11 protein-coding genes are annotated in these 18,570 nt (G+C 62.0%); 8 read left to right on the top strand and 3 right to left on the bottom strand.

Annotated features, from left to right (window positions below; genetic code table 11):
• The first annotated feature begins 28 nt into the window (after positions 1-28).
• The 7 genes from ACODSJ_RS10325 to ACODSJ_RS10295 all read left to right on the top strand — a co-directional run bounded on the left by ACODSJ_RS10325 (position 29) and on the right by ACODSJ_RS10295 (position 9,489).
• Positions 29-1,273 (top strand): DUF3426 domain-containing protein, encoded by a 1,245-nt coding sequence (locus tag ACODSJ_RS10325; RefSeq protein ID WP_489101628.1) that lies wholly within the window; start codon positions 29-31, stop codon positions 1,271-1,273.
• A gap of 185 nt (positions 1,274-1,458) precedes the next feature.
• The gene (gene dusB / locus ACODSJ_RS10320) at positions 1,459-2,466 is read left to right on the top strand and encodes a tRNA dihydrouridine synthase DusB (protein WP_489101627.1); all 1,008 of its coding nucleotides are present in this window, start codon (positions 1,459-1,461) and stop codon (positions 2,464-2,466) included.
• Entirely contained in the window at positions 2,463-2,783 is a 321-nt protein-coding gene (fis, locus tag ACODSJ_RS10315) for a DNA-binding transcriptional regulator Fis (protein ID WP_008368706.1), read from the top strand. Before dusB ends, fis begins: the two co-directional genes overlap by 4 nt.
• Positions 2,784-2,866: 83 nt before the next feature.
• Positions 2,867-4,474 carry a bifunctional phosphoribosylaminoimidazolecarboxamide formyltransferase/IMP cyclohydrolase gene (gene purH / locus ACODSJ_RS10310; RefSeq protein WP_489101626.1) on the top strand — a complete coding sequence of 536 codons (1,608 nt, stop codon included), beginning with the start codon at positions 2,867-2,869 and terminating at the stop codon, positions 4,472-4,474.
• Between the two features lie 187 nt (positions 4,475-4,661).
• Entirely contained in the window at positions 4,662-5,957 is a 1,296-nt protein-coding gene (gene purD, locus ACODSJ_RS10305; protein ID WP_489101625.1) for a phosphoribosylamine--glycine ligase, read from the top strand.
• Between the two features lie 99 nt (positions 5,958-6,056).
• Positions 6,057-8,831 carry a hybrid sensor histidine kinase/response regulator gene (locus ACODSJ_RS10300; RefSeq protein ID WP_489101624.1) on the top strand — a complete coding sequence of 925 codons (2,775 nt, stop codon included), beginning with the start codon at positions 6,057-6,059 and terminating at the stop codon, positions 8,829-8,831.
• A 61-nt stretch (positions 8,832-8,892) separates the two neighbouring features.
• A complete protein-coding gene (locus ACODSJ_RS10295) occupies positions 8,893-9,489 on the top strand; it encodes a MarC family protein (protein ID WP_489101623.1) in 597 nt (198 codons plus the stop codon).
• Between the two features lie 20 nt (positions 9,490-9,509).
• Here the strand turns inward: ACODSJ_RS10295 and ACODSJ_RS10290 are convergent, their stop codons facing one another.
• Both ACODSJ_RS10290 and ACODSJ_RS10285 read right to left on the bottom strand, forming a co-directional pair.
• Complete coding sequence (locus tag ACODSJ_RS10290) at positions 9,510-10,328, bottom strand: hypothetical protein (RefSeq protein WP_489101622.1); 819 nt, start codon at positions 10,326-10,328, stop codon at positions 9,510-9,512.
• A gap of 47 nt (positions 10,329-10,375) precedes the next feature.
• On the bottom strand, positions 10,376-10,507 hold the full coding sequence (locus ACODSJ_RS10285) for a hypothetical protein (RefSeq protein ID WP_489101621.1): 132 nt from the start codon (positions 10,505-10,507) through the stop codon (positions 10,376-10,378).
• A gap of 49 nt (positions 10,508-10,556) precedes the next feature.
• Between ACODSJ_RS10285 and ACODSJ_RS10280 the strand changes: the two genes are divergently transcribed.
• Positions 10,557-11,198: a hypothetical protein gene (locus tag ACODSJ_RS10280; RefSeq protein ID WP_489101620.1), complete on the top strand. Its 642-nt coding sequence runs from the start codon at positions 10,557-10,559 to the stop codon at positions 11,196-11,198.
• 85 nt (positions 11,199-11,283) lie between these two features.
• Here ACODSJ_RS10280 and ACODSJ_RS10275 read toward each other — a convergent pair whose 3' ends face one another.
• Entirely contained in the window at positions 11,284-18,342 is a 7,059-nt protein-coding gene (locus ACODSJ_RS10275; RefSeq protein ID WP_489101619.1) for a TcdA/TcdB catalytic glycosyltransferase domain-containing protein, read from the bottom strand.
• Positions 18,343-18,570 lie beyond the last annotated feature (228 nt).

Below are 18,570 nucleotides of genomic sequence, written 5' to 3'. Positions count from 1 at the left end.
TGGCCGCCTGTATCGACCGGATTGCCGCATGACCGACAGCTTCGTCACCCAGTGTCCGCATTGCCAAACGCGCTTTCGCGTCAGCCACGCTCAATTGAGCGTGGCGCGCGGGGTGGTTCGCTGCGGCTCGTGCCTGCAAGTATTCAACGCGGCACGCCAACTGCTGGAACAACGCACAGCCAAGCAAACCGCTGCGCCCGCCGCACCACCGGTGAATACACCCGCCGTCGAGGCCCCGCCACGGGCCATCAGCCAGAAGCAGTGGACCGCCGCCGAACTGGATCTCGATGACCTGGACAAGGAACTGGCTCGCCTGGAACGGCGTGACAAACGGTCACCGGACAGTTCCGGACGCCGCCGCGAAGATAACCTGAGCGCCCAGCGCGACCACCTCTCCGGCGAGGAGCCTTGGTCCGACAGCCTCTACAGCACACCGCCGGACGAACGCGCCGAAGCCGTGTTGCAGGCACCGATCGAACCGTTCGAGCCCCACGAACCGGCGCGACCACCGCGCACCGAACCGTCCTTGTCCCTGGCCCTCGAACCGCTGGAACCGGATGACGACGAACCGGTCACCCCCCTGCGCCTGGAGCCTGTCGACGCGCCCGAGGAACACCTCGAGCGCTTGTCTGCCACCGACGACCACGATCACGACGACCTCGACGACGAACCCGAGCCACCGACGCCGACGCGCAAGACCCGCGAGCGCCAGGAGCCGGGAATCCGTGCCGAAGCCCTCCACGACCTGGACGACGACCCGCTGCAACTGGACTGGCGCAAGCGCCGCTCGCCCTGGGGACGACGCCTGCTGTGGGCGCTGCTGATCCTGCTCGCCAGCGCGGCCCTGGCCGGCCAGTACATTGCTTACCATTTCGAGGAACTGGCCCGTCAGGACCAGTACCGCCCGTGGTTCCTGCAAATCTGCCCGACCCTCGGGTGCGACGTACCGTCCAAGGTCGACATCGCCAAGATCAAGAGCAGCAACCTGGTGGTGCGCAGCCATCCGGACTTCAGTGGCGCCCTGGTAGTGGATGCGATCATCTACAACCGCGCGCCCTTCTCCCAGCCGTTCCCATTGCTGGAGTTGCGCTTTGCCGACCTCAACGGGCACCTGATCGCCAGTCGTCGATTCAAACCCGGGGAATACCTGGGCGGCGATCTGGAGGGGCGCGGCGAAATGCCGCCGCAAACCCCCATCCACATCGCGCTGGATATCCTCGACCCGGGTCCCAAGGCCGTGAACTACAGCCTGAGCTTCCATTCGCCCGAGTAAAACCGGCCCGGGCCGGTCGATTGACGGCAGCTTTCTGACTCACCCCACCCAGACCAAACCGCTGGCGATAACCAGACAGCTGTTCAGATTTTATCCAATTCGACCTTTATCCAGTCATCGAGAGCGGGTATCATGCCAACCCTTTTTCGAACTCTCATGATCCGGCCCCACTACAGGGAAGTCCTATGTCGGCGGTACGCATCGGCCCATATACATTGCACAACGGCCTGGTTCTCGCGCCCATGGCGGGCGTCACCGACCAGCCCTTTCGTCAGTTGTGCAAGCGATTGGGTGCCGGCTTGGTGGTTTCGGAAATGGTCACCAGCGACATGAGTTTGTGGAACACCCGCAAATCGCGTCTGCGCATGATCCACGAAGGCGATCCCGAGCCGCGCTCGGTGCAGATCGCCGGTGGCGACGCACAGATGCTGGCGGAAGCGGCCCGGGCCAATGTGGCGATGGGCGCGCAGATCATCGACATCAACATGGGCTGTCCGGCCAAGAAGGTCTGTAACAAGGCCGCCGGCTCGGCACTGTTGAAAGATGAAGCCCTGGTCACCGAGATCCTGCAGGCCGTCGTCGCCGCAGTCGATGTGCCGGTGACCCTGAAGATCCGCACCGGGTGGGACCGGGAGAACAAGAACGGCCTGACGGTGGCGAAGATCGCCGAACAGGCAGGTATCGCGGCGCTGGCGGTGCATGGCCGCACCCGTGCCGATCTGTATACCGGCGAGGCCGAATACGACACCATCGCCGCGATCAAGCAGGCCGTGTCGATTCCGGTCTTTGCCAATGGCGACATCGACTCGCCCGACAAGGCCCGGTACGTGCTGGACGCGACCGGTGCCGATGGCCTGTTGATCGGCCGGGCCGCCCAAGGGCGGCCATGGATTTTTCGTGAGATCGAACACTACCTGCGCACCGGCGAAAAGCTCGCTGCGCCGCAGTTGTCCGAGGTGGAACGTATTCTGCTAGAGCATCTGGCCGCGCTGCATGCCTTCTATGGAGAAGTCATGGGTGTACGCATTGCCCGCAAGCATGTGGGCTGGTATCTCGCAACCCTGCCGGGCGCCAGGGAGTTTCGCGCCCGCTTCAATCGTTTGGATGGTACGCAAGCACAATGCGCCGACGTTCAGGCTTTCTTCGCTGAACGTTACAAGAGCCTGACAGGGGACGAAGGGGTGGCCGCATGACGATGATGACCGAGACTTTAGTGAGTGGAACAACACCCGTGAGCGACAACGTGAATTTGAAACAGCACCTCAATACGCCCAGCGAAGAGGGCCAGACCCTTCGCGGGAGTGTCGAGAAGGCGCTGCACAATTATTTCGCCCACCTTGAGGGCGCTGCCGTCACGGACGTGTACAACCTGGTGCTTTCCGAAGTCGAGGCGCCCCTGCTCGAAAGCGTGATGAACTACGTCAAGGGCAACCAGACCAAGGCCAGCGAGATGCTGGGCCTGAACCGCGGCACCCTGCGCAAGAAACTCAAGCAGTACGACCTGCTGTAAGCATTCAATAAAACCAGAAAGGCGCCCGCGTAAAAAACGGTCGCCTTTTTTGCTGACTTCCCTTGCTTTTGATGGAAATTGAAATGACCGACCAGACCACCCGCCTGCCGATCCGCCGCGCCCTGATCAGCGTCTCCGACAAGACCGGGATCCTTGAATTCGCCCGCGAACTGCAACAGCTGGGCGTCGAGATCCTGTCCACCGGCGGGACCTTCAAACTGCTGCAGGACAACGGTGTTGCCGCAGTGGAAGTCGCGGACTACACCGGCTTTGCGGAAATGATGGACGGTCGGGTCAAGACCCTGCACCCGAAAATCCACGGCGGGATCCTGGGCCGTCGCGGCATCGACGACGCCATCATGAGCGAACACGGCATCAAGCCGATCGACCTGGTAGCGGTCAACCTCTACCCGTTCGAAGCCACCATCAGCAAGCCTGGCTGCGACCTGCCGACCGCCATCGAGAACATCGACATCGGCGGCCCGACCATGGTCCGCTCGGCGGCCAAGAACCACAAGGACGTGGCCATCGTGGTCAACGCCAGCGACTACGCCAGCGTGCTGGAAAACCTCAAGGCCGGCGGCCTGACCTACGCCCAGCGTTTCGACCTGATGCTCAAGGCCTTCGAACACACCGCGGCCTATGACGGCATGATCGCCAACTACATGGGCACCGTGAACCAGGCGGCCGAAACCCTGACCACCGAAGGCCGCAGCGAATTCCCGCGCACCTTCAACACCCAGTTCGTCAAGGCCCAGGAAATGCGCTACGGCGAGAACCCGCACCAGAGCGCGGCGTTCTACGTGGAAGCCAAGCCGGCCGAAGTCGGCATCGCCACCGCCACCCAGTTGCAAGGCAAGGAGCTGTCGTTCAACAACGTGGCCGACACCGACGCCGCGCTGGAATGCGTGAAGAGCTTCGTCAAGCCAGCCTGTGTGATCGTCAAGCACGCCAACCCTTGCGGCGTGGCCGTGAGCCCGGACGCCGAGGGCGGCATCCGCCAGGCCTACGAACTGGCCTACGCCACCGACACCGAGTCGGCATTCGGCGGCATCATCGCCTTCAACCGTGAGCTGGACGCCGAGACCGCCAAGGCCATCGTCGACCGTCAGTTCGTTGAAGTGATCATTGCCCCTTCGGTCAGCGAAGAAGCCCGCGCCATCGTCGCCGCCAAGGCCAACGTGCGCCTGCTGGCTTGCGGCCAGTGGTCGGCTGACCGCGCACCGGCCTGGGACTACAAGCGTGTCAACGGCGGCCTGCTGGTCCAGAGCCGCGACATTGGCATGATCGGCAGCGAAGACCTCAAGGTCGTGACCAAGCGCGCCCCGAGCGAACAGGAAATCAACGACCTGATCTTCGCCTGGAAAGTCGCCAAGTACGTCAAGTCCAACGCCATCGTCTACGCCAAGAACCGCCAGACCATCGGTGTCGGCGCCGGCCAGATGAGCCGCGTGAACTCCGCGCGCATCGCCGCGATCAAGGCTGAACACGCCGGTTTGCAGGTACAAGGCGCGGTCATGGCCTCCGATGCGTTCTTCCCGTTCCGCGACGGCATCGACAACGCAGCCAAGGTCGGCATCACCGCCGTGATCCAGCCGGGTGGTTCGATGCGTGACGCAGAAGTGATTGCCGCAGCTGATGAAGCCGGCATCGCCATGGTATTCACCGGCATGCGCCACTTCCGTCACTGATACAACCAACTCCCTGTGGGAGTTGGGTTTGTGTGGGAGCAAGGCTTGCCCGCGATAGCATCACCTCGGTTCGCCTGATAAACCGAGCTGCCTGCATCGCGGGCAAGCCTTGCTCCCACATCAGCCCGCTCCCACAGAAGCATCTCTGCGATGCTCCATAGAATCAGCGTCATCCGAGGTTTTTGAAATGAATGTTTTGATCATTGGCAGCGGTGGCCGTGAACACGCCCTGGCCTGGAAAGTGGCTCAGGATCCGCGTGTGCAGAAGGTTTTCGTGGCACCGGGCAATGCCGGCACCGCCATCGAACCCAAGTGCGAAAACGTCGCCATCGACGTGCTGGCCCTGGAGCAACTGGCCGATTTCGCCGAGAAGAACGTCTCGCTGACCATCGTCGGCCCGGAAGTCCCGCTGGTGGCCGGCGTGGTCGATCTGTTCCGTTCCCGTGGCCTGGACTGCTTCGGCCCAACCGCCGGTGCGGCGCAGTTGGAAGGCTCGAAAGCGTTCACCAAGGATTTCCTGGCGCGCCACAAGATCCCGACTGCCGACTACCAGAACTTCACCGAAATCGAGCCAGCCCTGGCTTACCTGCGTGAAAAAGGCGCCCCGATCGTGATCAAGGCCGACGGCCTGGCCGCCGGCAAAGGCGTGATCGTTGCCATGACCCTGGCCGAAGCCGAAGAAGCCGTGCGCGACATGCTCGCCGGCAACGCCTTCGGTGACGCCGGTTCGCGCGTGGTGATCGAAGAGTTCCTCGACGGCGAGGAAGCCAGCTTCATCGTCATGGTCGACGGCAAGAATGTCCTGCCAATGGCCACCAGCCAGGACCACAAGCGTGTCGGCGACGGCGACAGCGGCCCGAACACCGGCGGCATGGGCGCCTACTCCCCGGCCCCCGTGGTCACCGCCGACGTACACCAGCGGGTCATGGACCTGGTGATCTGGCCGACCGTGCGTGGCATGGCCGAAGAAGGCAACGTCTACACCGGTTTCCTTTATGCTGGCCTGATGATCGACAAGGCTGGTAACCCAAAAGTCATCGAATTCAACTGCCGTTTCGGCGATCCTGAGACCCAACCGGTGATGCTGCGCCTGCAATCGAGCCTGGTGCTGCTGGTCGAAGCCGCTCTGGCCCAGGCACTGGACAAGGTCGAAGCCCAGTGGGACCCGCGCCCGAGCGTCGGTGTCGTACTGGCAGCCGGTGGCTACCCTGGCGACTACACCAAGGGCAGCGTTATCCAAGGCCTGGACGCGGCAACACAGTTGGAAGGCAAGGTGTTCCACGCCGGGACCGAGCTGAAGGATGGACAGGTCGTCACCGCTGGCGGTCGCGTGTTGTGCGCCACGGCCATGGGCGCCAGTGTCGATGCCGCCCAGCAGCAGGCCTACAAGCTTGCCGCCAAGATCGATTGGCAAGGCTGCTTCTACCGCAAGGACATTGGCTACCGCGCCATTGCCCGCGAGCGTGGCGAAAGCCTGGAATAACCCGGCCGTCGAGCTAGGCAAGGGGTCATGGGCCTTGCCTGGCTGTTCCGGTGCCGCGCATAGTTATAATCTGGCATCAACCTACGAAGGGATTTCGCCGTGCGCTGGCTCAGGATCGCCATAGGCTTTATCGCCACCCTGCTGACGCTGCTCTGTATGCTCCCGGCCCAGGCCGCGCCAGGCAGCGGTTGGGCGGTATTGCTCGACGAACAGGGCGACCTGAAACTGAGCGATATCCGCTCGGCCCGCTACACCAATCAATTCAGCCCCATCGACCTGGACCGCCTCGAGGCCGCCGAACCCAATGGAGCCCTGTGGCTGCGCTTTCGCCTGGCCCCTGACGATCATGAGCAGATCCTGCGCATCTTCGCCCCCGACCTGTCCCTCCTGAACCTCTACGTGCTGGACGGCGACAACCTGATCGACCAGCAGACCAGTGGCAATTCACTGCCCCGCAGCGAACACCCGGTCCCCAGCAGCGATTTCATACTCGCGCTGCCACGCAGCGACAAAACCCTGGACGTCTACGTAAGGCTGGCCTCGCGCCACGAACTGCGCCCCTACGTCACCTTGCAGCCAGCGGTCCTGGCAGCCGCCGACCAGAACCAGACGCTGATCTACGGCCTGCTGTTCGGCTGCATCGCGATGCTGATCCTGCACAACCTCACCCGCTACGCCTACACCCGCTCGCGCAGTTGCCTGTGGCTGGCCGCCTGTGAAGGCCTTTTGATGCTCAGCCTGGTACTGCTGCTGAACCTGGCCGGGCCCTGGCTGCCCGACTGGCCGGCGTTCCAGACCCCGGGGGCCTACCTGGCCCTGTTGCTGACGGCGCCGTGCGGCCTGATGTTCGCCTACCGTTTTTTCGCGCCCCTGGGACCGCACCCGTTGAACCGGCTGCTGCTGGGGGACATTGTGCTCACCATGCTGTGCAGCCTGTTGCTGTTGTTCGTCAACACACTGCCGCTCAACATCATCACCTATGCGCTGGTGGCCCTGGCCGGCCTGAGCATGCTGTTCGTCAGCGCCTGGCACTGGCAAAAAGGCTACCGCCCGGCACGCCTGTTCGTCGCGGCCATGGTGATCTTCAACCTGGGCACGCTGATCATCCTCCCGGCCCTGCAAGGGCTGACCGAGGTGCCTCCCCAGGGCTTGATCATCACGCTGCTGGTGTTCATCTGCCTCAGCGGCCTGCTGATGAGCGTCGCCCTGGGCGAACGCCAGCGCTCGATCAATGAAAGCCGCTTCAGCATCAGTCGCGACCTGGCGGCGAGCAACGCCGAGATCAATGCCAAGGCCGAATTCCTGGCCAAGATCAGTCACGAGATCCGGACGCCGATGAATGGCGTGCTGGGCATGACTGAATTGCTGCTGGGCACGCCGCTGTCGGTCAAGCAACGCGACTACGTGCAGACGATCCACAGCGCCGGCAATGAATTGCTGACGCTGATCAACGAGATCCTCGACATTTCCCGGCTCGAGTCCGGGCAGATCGAACTGGACGATGTGCAGTTCGACCTCAATGCGCTGATCGAGGATTGCCTGAGCATCTTCCGCGCCAAGGCCGAACAGCAGAACGTCGAGCTGATCAGCTTCATCCAGCCCCAGGTGCCGCGGGTGATCAGCGGCGACCCGACGCGGCTGCGCCAGGCGCTGTTGAGCCTGCTGGAAAATGCCTTGAAGAAGACCGACGAGGGCGAGGTATTGATCGTCGTGGCCCTCGACGAGCGCAGCAACCAGCCGCGTCTGCGCATTGCCGTGCAGGACAGCGGGACGCCGATGGACGCCGAAGAGCGCGACACGCTGATGCACGCCGAGCTGCACAGCAAGAACTTCCTCTCCGCCACGCGCCTGGGGGGCAACCTGGGCCTGGTGATCGCCCGACAATTGATCATCCTCATGCACGGGGAATTCGGCATCAAGAGCGGCAGCAGCCAGGGCAGCACCTTGTGGCTGACGTTGCCGCTGGACCCGGACCGTCTCGAACATCCGACCTCCGACCTCGATGGCCCGCTGCAAGGGGCGCGGGTGCTGATCGTCGACGACAACGACACCTGTCGCAAAGTGCTGGTGCAACAGTGCAGCGCCTGGGGCCTGAACGTCAGTGCGGTGCCCTCGGGCAAGGAAGCGCTGGCGCTGCTGCGCACCAAGGCGCACCTACGCGATTATTTCGACGTGGTCCTGCTGGACCAGAACATGCCGGGCATGACCGGCATGCAACTGGCCGCCAAGATCAAGGAAGACCCGAGCCTGAACCACGACATCCTGTTGATCATGCTCACCGGCATCAGCAACGCGCCGAGCAAGATCGGGGCGCGCAACAGCGGGGTCAAGCGCATCCTTGCCAAACCGGTGGCGGGCTACACCCTCAAGACCACCCTGGCGGACGAACTGAACCAGCGCAACAAGGGCCAGGGAGCGAATGCGTCAGCGAGCGCAGGCCTGCCCGTCCCGGTGAAGGTGCCCAGCGATTTCCGCATCCTCGTGGCGGAGGACAATAGCATTTCCACCAAGGTCATCCGCGGCATGCTGGGCAAGCTCAATCTGCAACCCGACACCGCCAGCAATGGCGAGGAGGCCCTCAAGGCCATGAAGGAGCAGCATTACGACCTGGTCCTGATGGACTGCGAGATGCCGATCCTCGACGGGTTCTCCGCCACCCAGCAGCTGCGTGCATGGGAAGTCGGCAACCAGCGCACCCGCACCCCGGTGGTGGCGCTCACCGCGCACATCCTGGCCGAACACAAGGAGCGCGCCCGCCAGGCCGGAATGGACGGGCACATGGCCAAACCGGTGGAACTGTCGCAACTGCGCGAGCTGATCGAGCACTGGGTGGCCCAACGTGACCAGCAAAACCACGAAGCGCAAACGTCCTGAGCCGACAGACAGCAAAACGCCTGTTAGACTCCCGTCGTGTTCCCCGCCTTGAGCCTCAACCATGCTCCACGTGCTGTTCAGCGTTTACCTGAAGATGCTGGTGCTCTATAGCCCCTTCTTCGTATTGTCGTGCTTTATCGGCCTGACTCGCGGCTATTCGCGCAAGGAACAGCGACGCCTGGCCTGGAAGGTCGCCATCGCGACGCTGGTGTCCAGCGTGTTGCTGTACCTGTTCGGGAGAGTGATTTTCACCGTGTTCGGCATCACCGTGGATGCGTTTCGTATCGGCGCCGGCAGCGTGCTGTTCATTTCGGCACTGGGCATGGCCCAGGGCAAGTCGGCGGTCCAGACCGACAGCGTCCAGCAGGACGTGACAATCGTCCCGCTGACCATTCCATTGACCGTCGGCCCCGGCACCATCGGCGCCCTGCTGGTGATGGGCGTGAGCCAGCCGCACTGGGACGACAAGCTCATGGCCATCGTCAGCATCGCCCTGGCCAGCTTCACCGTTGGCGTGGTGCTGTACCTGTCCAGCCGCATCGAGCGGATCCTGGGTGACCAGGGCTTGCAGATCGTCAGCCGCCTGATGGGGCTGTTCGTCTGCGCGTTGGCCGCGCAGATCATCTTTACCGGGGTCAAGGGCTACCTGGTGCCATAACCCTGCCGGCGCCTTGAGCCTCAGGCACGCTTGCGACGGGCGAACCTTCGGCTCAGCACCTCCCGGCGGTGTACGCCCAGGTACTCTTCGATGTCCTGGCGGAACTCTTCATAGCGGACAGGGTTGAAGGTCACGAACGATTTGCCGCGAAAGATCTCCCGTGCCGAAGCTTGCCAGTTCACGAAGAGAGCCCCGCCGTTACTCGACGTACCGGTTTGCTTTATCGAGGTGGACGAGGCAATCAAGGTGCCGTTGGCCAACTGCTCGCAGGGGATGACCGATAGACGTGCGCCGTCCGCCGCCTTGACCTGGGTGTTGAACAGGCTGATGGTCTGCTCGTCGCGCTTCAGACCGTCGATCGTGGTGTTCACTACCGCGCCGAGCACCGTCGCGGCCGGGACACTGGCCTTGACGCCGTCGATGATGCCTTTGACGATATCGCTGATCACCCAGTCCATGTCCACGCGCCGGGAGCTTTCGGAGTAGCGGGTATAGCCGTCATCGGCGACGAAGCAGCCAAGGTCTTGCAGGCATTGGATGAAGGCGTCGTACCACGCCCGGGTATTTTTGCCGCCGGGTACTTCGAAGTTGGCTTCCATGATCGCCATCGTCATCAGGTTCTCCATGATCGCCATGTTGTTGAGCGACATGCTGTTGCCATAGCCGACGAGCGCATCCCCCAGCATCAGGGCATCCAGGTCCTTGGTCGGGCTGTCCTGCTGCGCCAGGGACCGGCGTACACGCCGGCCCGTAACGGCCTGCGCCTTGCGCCGGTTTATACGGCCCTGAATCAACTCAATACTTTGCGCAACACTGATGACACTTTCAAACTGTTCCATATTCAATCTTCCTTGCTGTTAGTAAAGTTCGCTCCTGCGAACCCGACTCAATCTAATTCATCGACCTCAAAAACAACAACACCATCCAATTGCAATATATGTAGACAACCAAAAATCCTCACCACCTCAACATCCAGACTTATATTAACGCCCAGCCACTTACCGACAACCTTCATCATTGCCTATCCAACAAGAGCAACAGCACACTTAACTTAATGGAAAGTCTTGATGAATAACGGACTATTAACCGGACTGGTCGGCGGTCCCAACCTGTTTTCGTACATCGGCGCACCGGCCCTGCAAGATCACAATGACATCGCCGATTGCAACGCCATCGCCACCCGCTCGGCCGACCTCGGCCATCACCGCTATGCCAATCCCAAGGAGTGGTTCGAAGAATATGCCCGTACCTTGAATTTCCTCGGCTGGTCGCTGTATGGCGACTCCATCCATACCCGCACGCAACACATCGTCTCCGGCTCGGTGGCGGATTTCCTGGTCGAGAGCGCTCACGCCATGAAAGATGCACGCCAGGCGAACGCCATGATCGACACCCTCGACACGTTGAAAGCCGACCGCCCGGCCCTACTGTCCTTGGACAACGAAACCCTGGAAGGCGAGACTTTCCAGGTTATTCCAGCCCGATACGATTCACAGGGCAACCTGCACATCGCCCTGTTCAAACTCGAACTTAGCGTGGAGACACGCAGGCGCAGTTTCCTGTTCTGGAACTGGGAAAGTCGTGCAGCCAGGATTATCCAACGCCGAGCGCTCCTGAAACTGGACAGGCGCGAACTCGACAGCAGAAGAACACTGATCAACAAAGTACTGAATGAGTATTTGATGAGGCGTTTTGTCTTGAGAAAGTAGCGCCTCATTCATCACTCAAAAAAATGGGTTGCCGGTCATAACACCGGCAACCCATTTTTATTCAATGCCCTGTTCGTGCCTGGGCTCAACTCACCGTGTTGGTCTCCACCGCCAACGCTTCATCCGACAGCGCTTGCAGCGTGACGCCGTTCTGAGTGTCCCGCCGGGCGTCCAGGCGTTGCACCAGCGTCGAGACAGCATAGTGTCGATGCCCGCCGAAACTGAGCAACACGTCGCCACGCAAGTTGACGTCCGCCGCACACACCTCGCGAACAATCAGACTGTGGCCGCTGTCCGGATCGAGGATCACCAAGTGATCCTGGACCTTGCTCAGCCATAACCGATCAGGTTCATCCAGGTCCCAGATCAACTTGCCGGGGATCGTTATCGCGTCGCCCAGCGGATGCCGGCAGTCGAGGACCACCGACTTGACCCTCGACCAGGCGGCTTTGGACAGTCGGTAGCTCACGGCGCCTTGGCCCATGCGCAGGATCAGGATCCTGACGTCATCCGCCATCAACGGCAGCAGATCATCGATCTTCGCGTCCTGGCCCTCGACGACCATCACCTCGCCTTCACGCTGGACATAGCTGAGCGGTCCGGCATGGGCCCTGCCAGGCAGGGCCAACAGCGTCCCGTTGGTGCTTTCATGAAGCAGGACGTTGGTCTGCCGCTGGGTCCCCAACACCTCGAAAGACTCCGGAACAGCGGCCCTGGGCACCCGAATCACACGCTCGGTCTCGGCGACGAACCACTTCAGGCCGTCCGGATCGCCCACCGACAGCAACGGGCTATGGGACGTCCGGGCAATCAACTGCCTGAGCCCCTCGCGCTCGCGACCACCTTGAGCGGCCACCCAATGCTGCGTGACACCGGTCACCCGCGCCGGCTCTTGGTCGCGCAACACGACCTCCACGCCGTCGAAGGTCACGCCACGCAGGCCGGCCCCGTCGACGGTCATCTCGGCAAACTGCCAGGGCGCCCATTCGCGCAGCGGATGAGGCACCACATCCGCCTGCAACAGCTGCGAACCCTGGCCAAAGGCAGCGTCCAGTCGCTGCGGATCGATGAAGGCCTGGCGATAGACCTCGCCACTGGCCACATCGAATAACCAGGCCGCCTCCCCATCCGGCGTCGCGCCCAACAGCCGCACCGGCGCGGCACCGTCCCAATCGAGCAACAGCAATCGATTGCCGACATACCAGGCACACAACGTCCCGTCCCCCCCGACACGGGTCAAGCCAATCAGCGCCAGGCTTCTGTTCCCGTGCCGCTGGGCCAACGCGTCCAGGGCCAACCACCATTGGGGGCGGTCCTTGAACCAGGTGTCCCGCACGCCTCCCAGCTCCAGCTCGCCGTGGCCGGTGAGGTTGTTGTAGAACAGGCCGCCAGAAGTCAGCGCCACGTACCCCCCCTCGACGGCAATGACATTTTCCAGGCGAGGTGCCCGCGCGCACCGGCTGGACCATTGCCCACGGCCCGCCACCACGGTACGCCGCCTGGCGCACAGCGCCTGGTTGAGCCTGTCGTAGATGACAAACACATCGCTGTCGTCCGGCGGTGCGAGCAGGGTCAGGTCCGTCATGTTCTTGATCGAATCGGGCCACCCACGCGCCTGGTTGCGCGGTGGCGAAGGACGAATGATCAAGCCGTCGCTGCGGCGCACCCAAGCCATGTCCCGCTGCTGCGCATCGATTTTCCAACAGACCGAAACGAAGGGTGCCGGCTGCCAATTCACGGTCTCGAAGGTGTCTGCGCTGCCGGCGGACGGCACAAAGGAGTAGGCATCGCCCAACACTTGCGACCAATCGCCCAACGTCTCGCCGGCACTGAAGACCGATTCCAGCGACGCATCCAGGTCCCGAGTGATGGAGCTGAGCAGCAATTGCCCGTCATGAATCACGTACACCAGCACATCGTCGCTTCGATCCTGACGGGTGATGTGCTGGACAACATGGATCACTCCCTGCGCGTCCGCCTCGACGCTCTTGATGACGGCTTTTTGCTGATCGATGCTGCGCAGCCAATAGCGATGGCTCAGCACGCCGGTGACCGCATCGGTTTGCCAGATGATCAGGTTCTGAGGGTCATGGAAATAGCCGCTGTCGCCTGCCACTGCCCCCAGCACCGCATCCTCGGCGCCCGGCAGTTCATCACGAATGAACAGGAAACGGTCGTTCCTGGCATCGTACCAGGCCGTGACATGGCGGGGCTCGTCGGCTTTCTCGAAGGGAATCAGATAACGATGGACCGGCGTATACGGCATCACCAGGCGGTGCTGCCTGGCCAGGCTCTTGAAATGCTCCTGCAAGGCCTGTCGGTCCATGCCCGGGGGCACGTCCTGTTCGATCACGGCGAGTTGGCCCGCCTCGACCTTGAACACCTGCTCATCGGCGATCCGTATCAGCACGTCATGGCGACCCGTTCCCGTGAACGCGACCGTGACGTCGCCGATGGACAGTTTCCCGTAACGCTCCAGATGCAGGTCGCTTTCCTGGGCCCACGGGGCGTCCAACACCCAACTGGCGTTCAACGGCCGCGTCGCCTCCAGGGTCAGGCTCACGCCGGGATTGAGCGCCAAGGCGCATCGCTTGCCGGCACCCTGGATCTCGTAGGAGATCTTGCCATGCCAGGCTGGCGGCAGGACGGGCACCACCAATGAGCGATCGCTGCCATCGAGCACCACCTTGATCACGCTCGGGCGATAGTCCGGGACCAGGCGATAAAGAATGTAATCGCTGGGGAAGGAATAGAACGAAAACAGGAACAGCCATCCACCGTCGGCTTTCCTTTTCTCCAGGCGCCGCGCGGTATCGAAACCGGTGTCGTGGCGCAGGCCAGCGAAGGGCAACGCCTTGTACTCATAGCGGTAGCAGGTTTGCGGCGCACAGGGCAGGACAATGACCGAGCCTGCGGGAGGGTTGAATCTGACGCGCCCCGGCAGGTTGAGCTCTCGGCGGATATTGATCGCCCGCTCGTAATCGTCGTCGAAGGTCGGCACGCCGAAATGATCGCGCAGCGGATACAACCTGGGGCTGTCCAGCATCAGTTCGGCCCGCGCCAGGTCCAGCGTGTGAACGATCAGCGACGGGCGCGGCAGCCACGCGCCCTGGGTGGCATCGGACCGATAGGCCTGGAGATGAGCGTTTGCCACTTCATCGAAAAACAGCCCGACCTGCTTGGCCTCCTCGGCGATGCCGGCGAACCCTTGGGCCAGCGCCGCCACTCCCACCGCCAAGCCGCCCAGCATCACCGCAGCGCCGCCCAACAAGGCTCCGGCGGTGGTGGCGCCGGCGGCATAAGCACCGATCGACAGCACCAGGCTGGCCGAGTCGAACGCCAGCTGGGTGCCGAACTGGGCTCGCCCGACGTCGTTCTGCGCGGTGGATAACTGATAAATGTCGAAGCCGACGTTGGCCAGTTGCAGCAGTCCCCCCGTCGCCTCGCCAACGCTGCTGCCCACGGCCGCCTTGACCACCGGCGCGACAGTGCGGGCGATCAGCTTCTCCTGGGCCAGTGCCTGCCGGACAAGCCCCACCAGACCCGCGATATCCACGACGTTGCCATGGACCAATTGCGCGTAATTGACATAGGCATGCAAGCGGACCGCCAGGGTCAGCGGCCGGTCAGGTCCTTCCCGCCCCCGCAACGCGTTCATCAGCGCTTGTATGGCGAAGCCGGCATTCAAGGTGTGGACACTGCCCACCTCGGTGGGATCGCCCGCCAGTGAAGGCCTGTTGGCGAGGACGGAAAAACGTTCCGAGAGGTAGTTCTTGATCTGCAAGAACCGATGGTCATCGGTGACGATCCGTACCAACGCCTCAGTTTTTTGCGGATCGATCAGGTTCATCCGGTAGGTGCCGTTCGGCATGACCTCCAGGGTGTCGAACAACGGCACCAGGTGCGGCGCCAGCTGATTCGCTTGCTGAAGACGAGTCGTCGCCTGCTCGATCTGCTGGCTCCACCAATGGCCATCCAGCGCCAGCAGAGAGTTGCCCAAGCGAGGATTGCTCTGCAGCGACTGCCCCCGGGCATTGGCCAAGCGCTGCCTGAGGGGACGTTGCGGCTTGCCGGACAAGGCGCCCGGTTGCAGCAGTTGCTCCACCGTGAAACCGTCGGACAGTCGCAAGGTCGAGACCTTTTCGCTGTGCAGATCGATCAGATCGAATTCCGGTCGGGCTTCAGAGCCATAGGCCGCGTAATGACGGGCCATGCCCTCTTTCTGGAAAAACTGTTCCAGGCCACGCTGGAAGGTATCGGCCTGGTCGAATTTGCACAGCCCGAAGTTGGGGTCGAAAAAATGATAGCTGGCGCGTTCCGCACTGACGGTCTTGGCCACCAGCATCGAATGATTGTCGGAGTTGAGCATCAGCGTCCGAGCGCCGGCATGTTTCTCCAGTGCAGCCGTGACCTGATCGAGGTTTGCCTGCCCCAGCGACGTGCCGACGTCACCGATCGCGACGTCCCGCAGGGCTTCCAGCGCCTGTAGAAAGCCCTGGGAATCGTCCTGCCCCGGTTCGAGCACCGCCAGGAAGAAACGCTCGCGCAACTGTCCCGAGGCGGAATCCCCCCGGGCCAGCGCCGCGCTCATCACCAGCGCCAGGGGATAGCAACGCCCCCCAATCGTCTCGCCGTCGTGATCGAGCAGCAAATCCTGGGGGACCATCTGCACGCCGTTGTGCCCGAACCCATCGAGCACCTGCCCGGACCGTTCGACAACCTGGAGACGGTGCTCAAGGGTGGCGACTTTCTGGATCCGCGCGACATGACGCCCCCACTCAAACAAGGTCTGCGCCTGCTTGAAGGCGGCTTTTTTCAGTTCCAGTGCGCTGTCGGAAGGCTTCGACACATAAGCCGGATCGCTTCCCAGGCCGCGCATGAACCCGGCGGCCTTGCGCTTGTACAACTGACGCTCGATGACTGCGTAGCGTCCGGAAACGCCTTGCTCGGCAACGCCATTGGCCAGGTTCTCCAGCTCACCGGTGGCCCCGTTGAAATGCCGGTTATCCAGGGAGTCCATTCCCAACAACAAGCCCAGCGAGAGCCTTTGCAAAGGACTCGCTTCGATGAAACGCAGGGAACCGTCTGCGATGTTGGCCAGCACTTCATCGATTCCCAGGTTGGGCACTTCACCGTCGCTCAGGAACACCGGGACCAAGGCATCGGCCGCCTGGCGCTTGATCAACTGGCGATCGTCGAAACTCAGCGGCAGGGGCTGCTCAAAGCGGATCTCTCCATCATGCCCCTGCCTCATCGCCTCGATGAACGGCTCGCCAAGCCCATCGGCCAGACGCTCCAGCACATCGGTCAGCAGCACCGCTCGCCCTTCGATCAGCGGCCAACCCTGCTGGAACTCGATGGTCGAATGCTTGAGCAACTGCGCCATGTCACCGCCGTAGCGCGTGCTGTACTGCCCCTCGCGCCAGCGCGCCTGCTCGTTGCCGAGCCATTTATCCGGATTGCTCTCGTTCTCTTTCCAGGAGTGATCCTGCTCTTCTTCGGTGGCACCGTTCACCGTCCGATGGGGTGCGATGGCCGCTTCTTTGCGCAGGGTTTCGGCAATGGCCGCGCTCAAATGCGCCTTCGCGTAGTCGGCCATGCCATCGCGCATGGCGCCCGGGCCCGTCAGGTAGATGGTGCCCTCGCTTTCGAAGCGGATGCCGTCGCCGAAGTGGGTGGCAATGGCCGAGACCAGCGCGATCGCCCGGGGCACTTCCTCCATCGGCAGTTGAGCCAGTGGTCCATTGGATCTTTCGTACACCTCCTCCACCAGGCTCAACATGCCGCCCACATCGCTCAAGGCAACGTCGCGCTGGGCGGCCAACCGGGTCGAGGCGTCAATCAGCGCGTAATTGACACGGAACCGGTCGATTACGCTTTTGACCGTCTCACTGCCTGGATGAGCCATCAGGAACGCATTGGATAACGATTGCTCCATCGCCACGGCCCGTAGCGCGAAAGGCCGGGAAAGCCGATCCGCCGGCAGCGCGAAGACCTCGTGCAGGCTTGGCCGGCTCTTCGCGAACGCCTCCAGTGCCGACAGATGCTCGGCGGGAACATGCACCCGATAACGGGAGGAGGCCTGGCGACCTGGCATCCATTCCGGGTTCTCGTTCAACAGCAATTGCAGGGTGCCGAGGCGGGCATCCCGGTCGAAACCGCTGATATCCACGGTGCCCAGGGTTTGCGCCAGCGGCGGCAGGTGATCGATATCGGTATAACCGCCACCTTCGGTATACAGCGCTTCCATTCGCACGACATCGGAGCCTGCCGCCATGTTGCCGCGCAAACGCATCTCCCGCTCATAGACATCCGGCAACTGCAACTTCACTTCACCGGCTGCGATATCGCGCAAGTTGAAGCCGCTCATGCCCAAGACACTGCGACGGTTATGTTCAAGCAGTTTGCGCAGTACTTGCGCATCCTGAGCATAAGCGCGGGACAATAAATCTATCCGGGCCTCGTCGGCGGTTCCTCCATTCGCCACTGCCGCATTGATATGCGCATACATCTGTTGTTTCAGAACAATGGCCCGTTCGTTATAAAGAGCGCCCAACTCCACTTCCGAAACAGTTTCATCGACCCCGCTCAAAAAGGCGTCGGCCTTGGCGGCCTCGACAATGACTTTATTGGTTTGCCACGCCAATAGTGCGTCGCTGTCGTACCAAAGATTCAAGGTATAACCCTGCGCAGCCAACACCGTTCGCCATACATTGAGGTAATCGCGCTGAATGTCGCCAAGCCCGCCGCCGAGCCAGATGAAGTGCTGCGTCCTGGGGACTTCCGTTGGCATTTTCTTCATCTGTTCGGCGCTGAATTGCAGACGCGCCTCATGACGTTCGACCTGGTCGTATATTCGCGGCAAGTCTGCCGTAGCCTGGGCCGTGCCGGACCTGCCTGTGCCCTGGCTGCGCTTGACCCTGCGGCTGCCCAGGATCTGCGCAAGCGTGCGCTTGAGGAGTCCCAGTGGCTCCAGCAGCCGGTGGGGATCCGGCATGCCGATACAAGCAAAGTAATAACGCATGACCGCGTCGTATTGTTCACTGTTCCGATAGGGCAACAGTGCACGTTCGAGGTCGGTCAGTTTGAATAGGCTGATAAAGTCGACCGCACTGTCGCGAACCTGCGGGTTTGCATCCTGCATAAAACACTCCTTGACCTGTTCAAACAAGAAAGAACAGGCATATAAAAACATCGCCACCAGGGCGCACCCCGGCGACGAATCTTTCAATTAATATCTTGCAACCTAGCGACATCCAAAGTAATACCAAATACTGATGAGTGCCTACCGACAACTGATCAGGCTCGCAAACTAACGCTTAAAAACTAACAATTCAAACAGGAAGGCTTTCAATGCATTTCAAAGCAGGAA

This window comes from Pseudomonas sp. FG6 (genome assembly GCF_057809015.1).
The sequence above is the reverse complement of the archived record's forward strand: the minus strand, read 5'-3'. Positions and strand labels throughout refer to the sequence as shown.

Bases quoted from the DNA above. Each gene is read 5' to 3' on its own strand.
- ACODSJ_RS10325 (WP_489101628.1), top strand. From the start codon at position 29: ATGACCGACAGCTTCGTCACCCAGTGTCCGCATTGCCAAACGCGCTTT.
- dusB (WP_489101627.1), top strand. From the start codon at position 1,459: ATGTCGGCGGTACGCATCGGCCCATATACATTGCACAACGGCCTGGTT.
- fis (WP_008368706.1), top strand. From the start codon at position 2,463: ATGACGATGATGACCGAGACTTTAGTGAGTGGAACAACACCCGTGAGC.
- purH (WP_489101626.1), top strand. From the start codon at position 2,867: ATGACCGACCAGACCACCCGCCTGCCGATCCGCCGCGCCCTGATCAGC.
- purD (WP_489101625.1), top strand. From the start codon at position 4,662: ATGAATGTTTTGATCATTGGCAGCGGTGGCCGTGAACACGCCCTGGCC.
- ACODSJ_RS10295 (WP_489101623.1), top strand. From the start codon at position 8,893: ATGCTCCACGTGCTGTTCAGCGTTTACCTGAAGATGCTGGTGCTCTAT.
- ACODSJ_RS10290 (WP_489101622.1), bottom strand. From the start codon at position 10,328: ATGGAACAGTTTGAAAGTGTCATCAGTGTTGCGCAAAGTATTGAGTTG.
- ACODSJ_RS10285 (WP_489101621.1), bottom strand. From the start codon at position 10,507: ATGATGAAGGTTGTCGGTAAGTGGCTGGGCGTTAATATAAGTCTGGAT.
- ACODSJ_RS10280 (WP_489101620.1), top strand. From the start codon at position 10,557: ATGAATAACGGACTATTAACCGGACTGGTCGGCGGTCCCAACCTGTTT.
- ACODSJ_RS10275 (WP_489101619.1), bottom strand. From the start codon at position 18,342: ATGCAGGATGCAAACCCGCAGGTTCGCGACAGTGCGGTCGACTTTATC.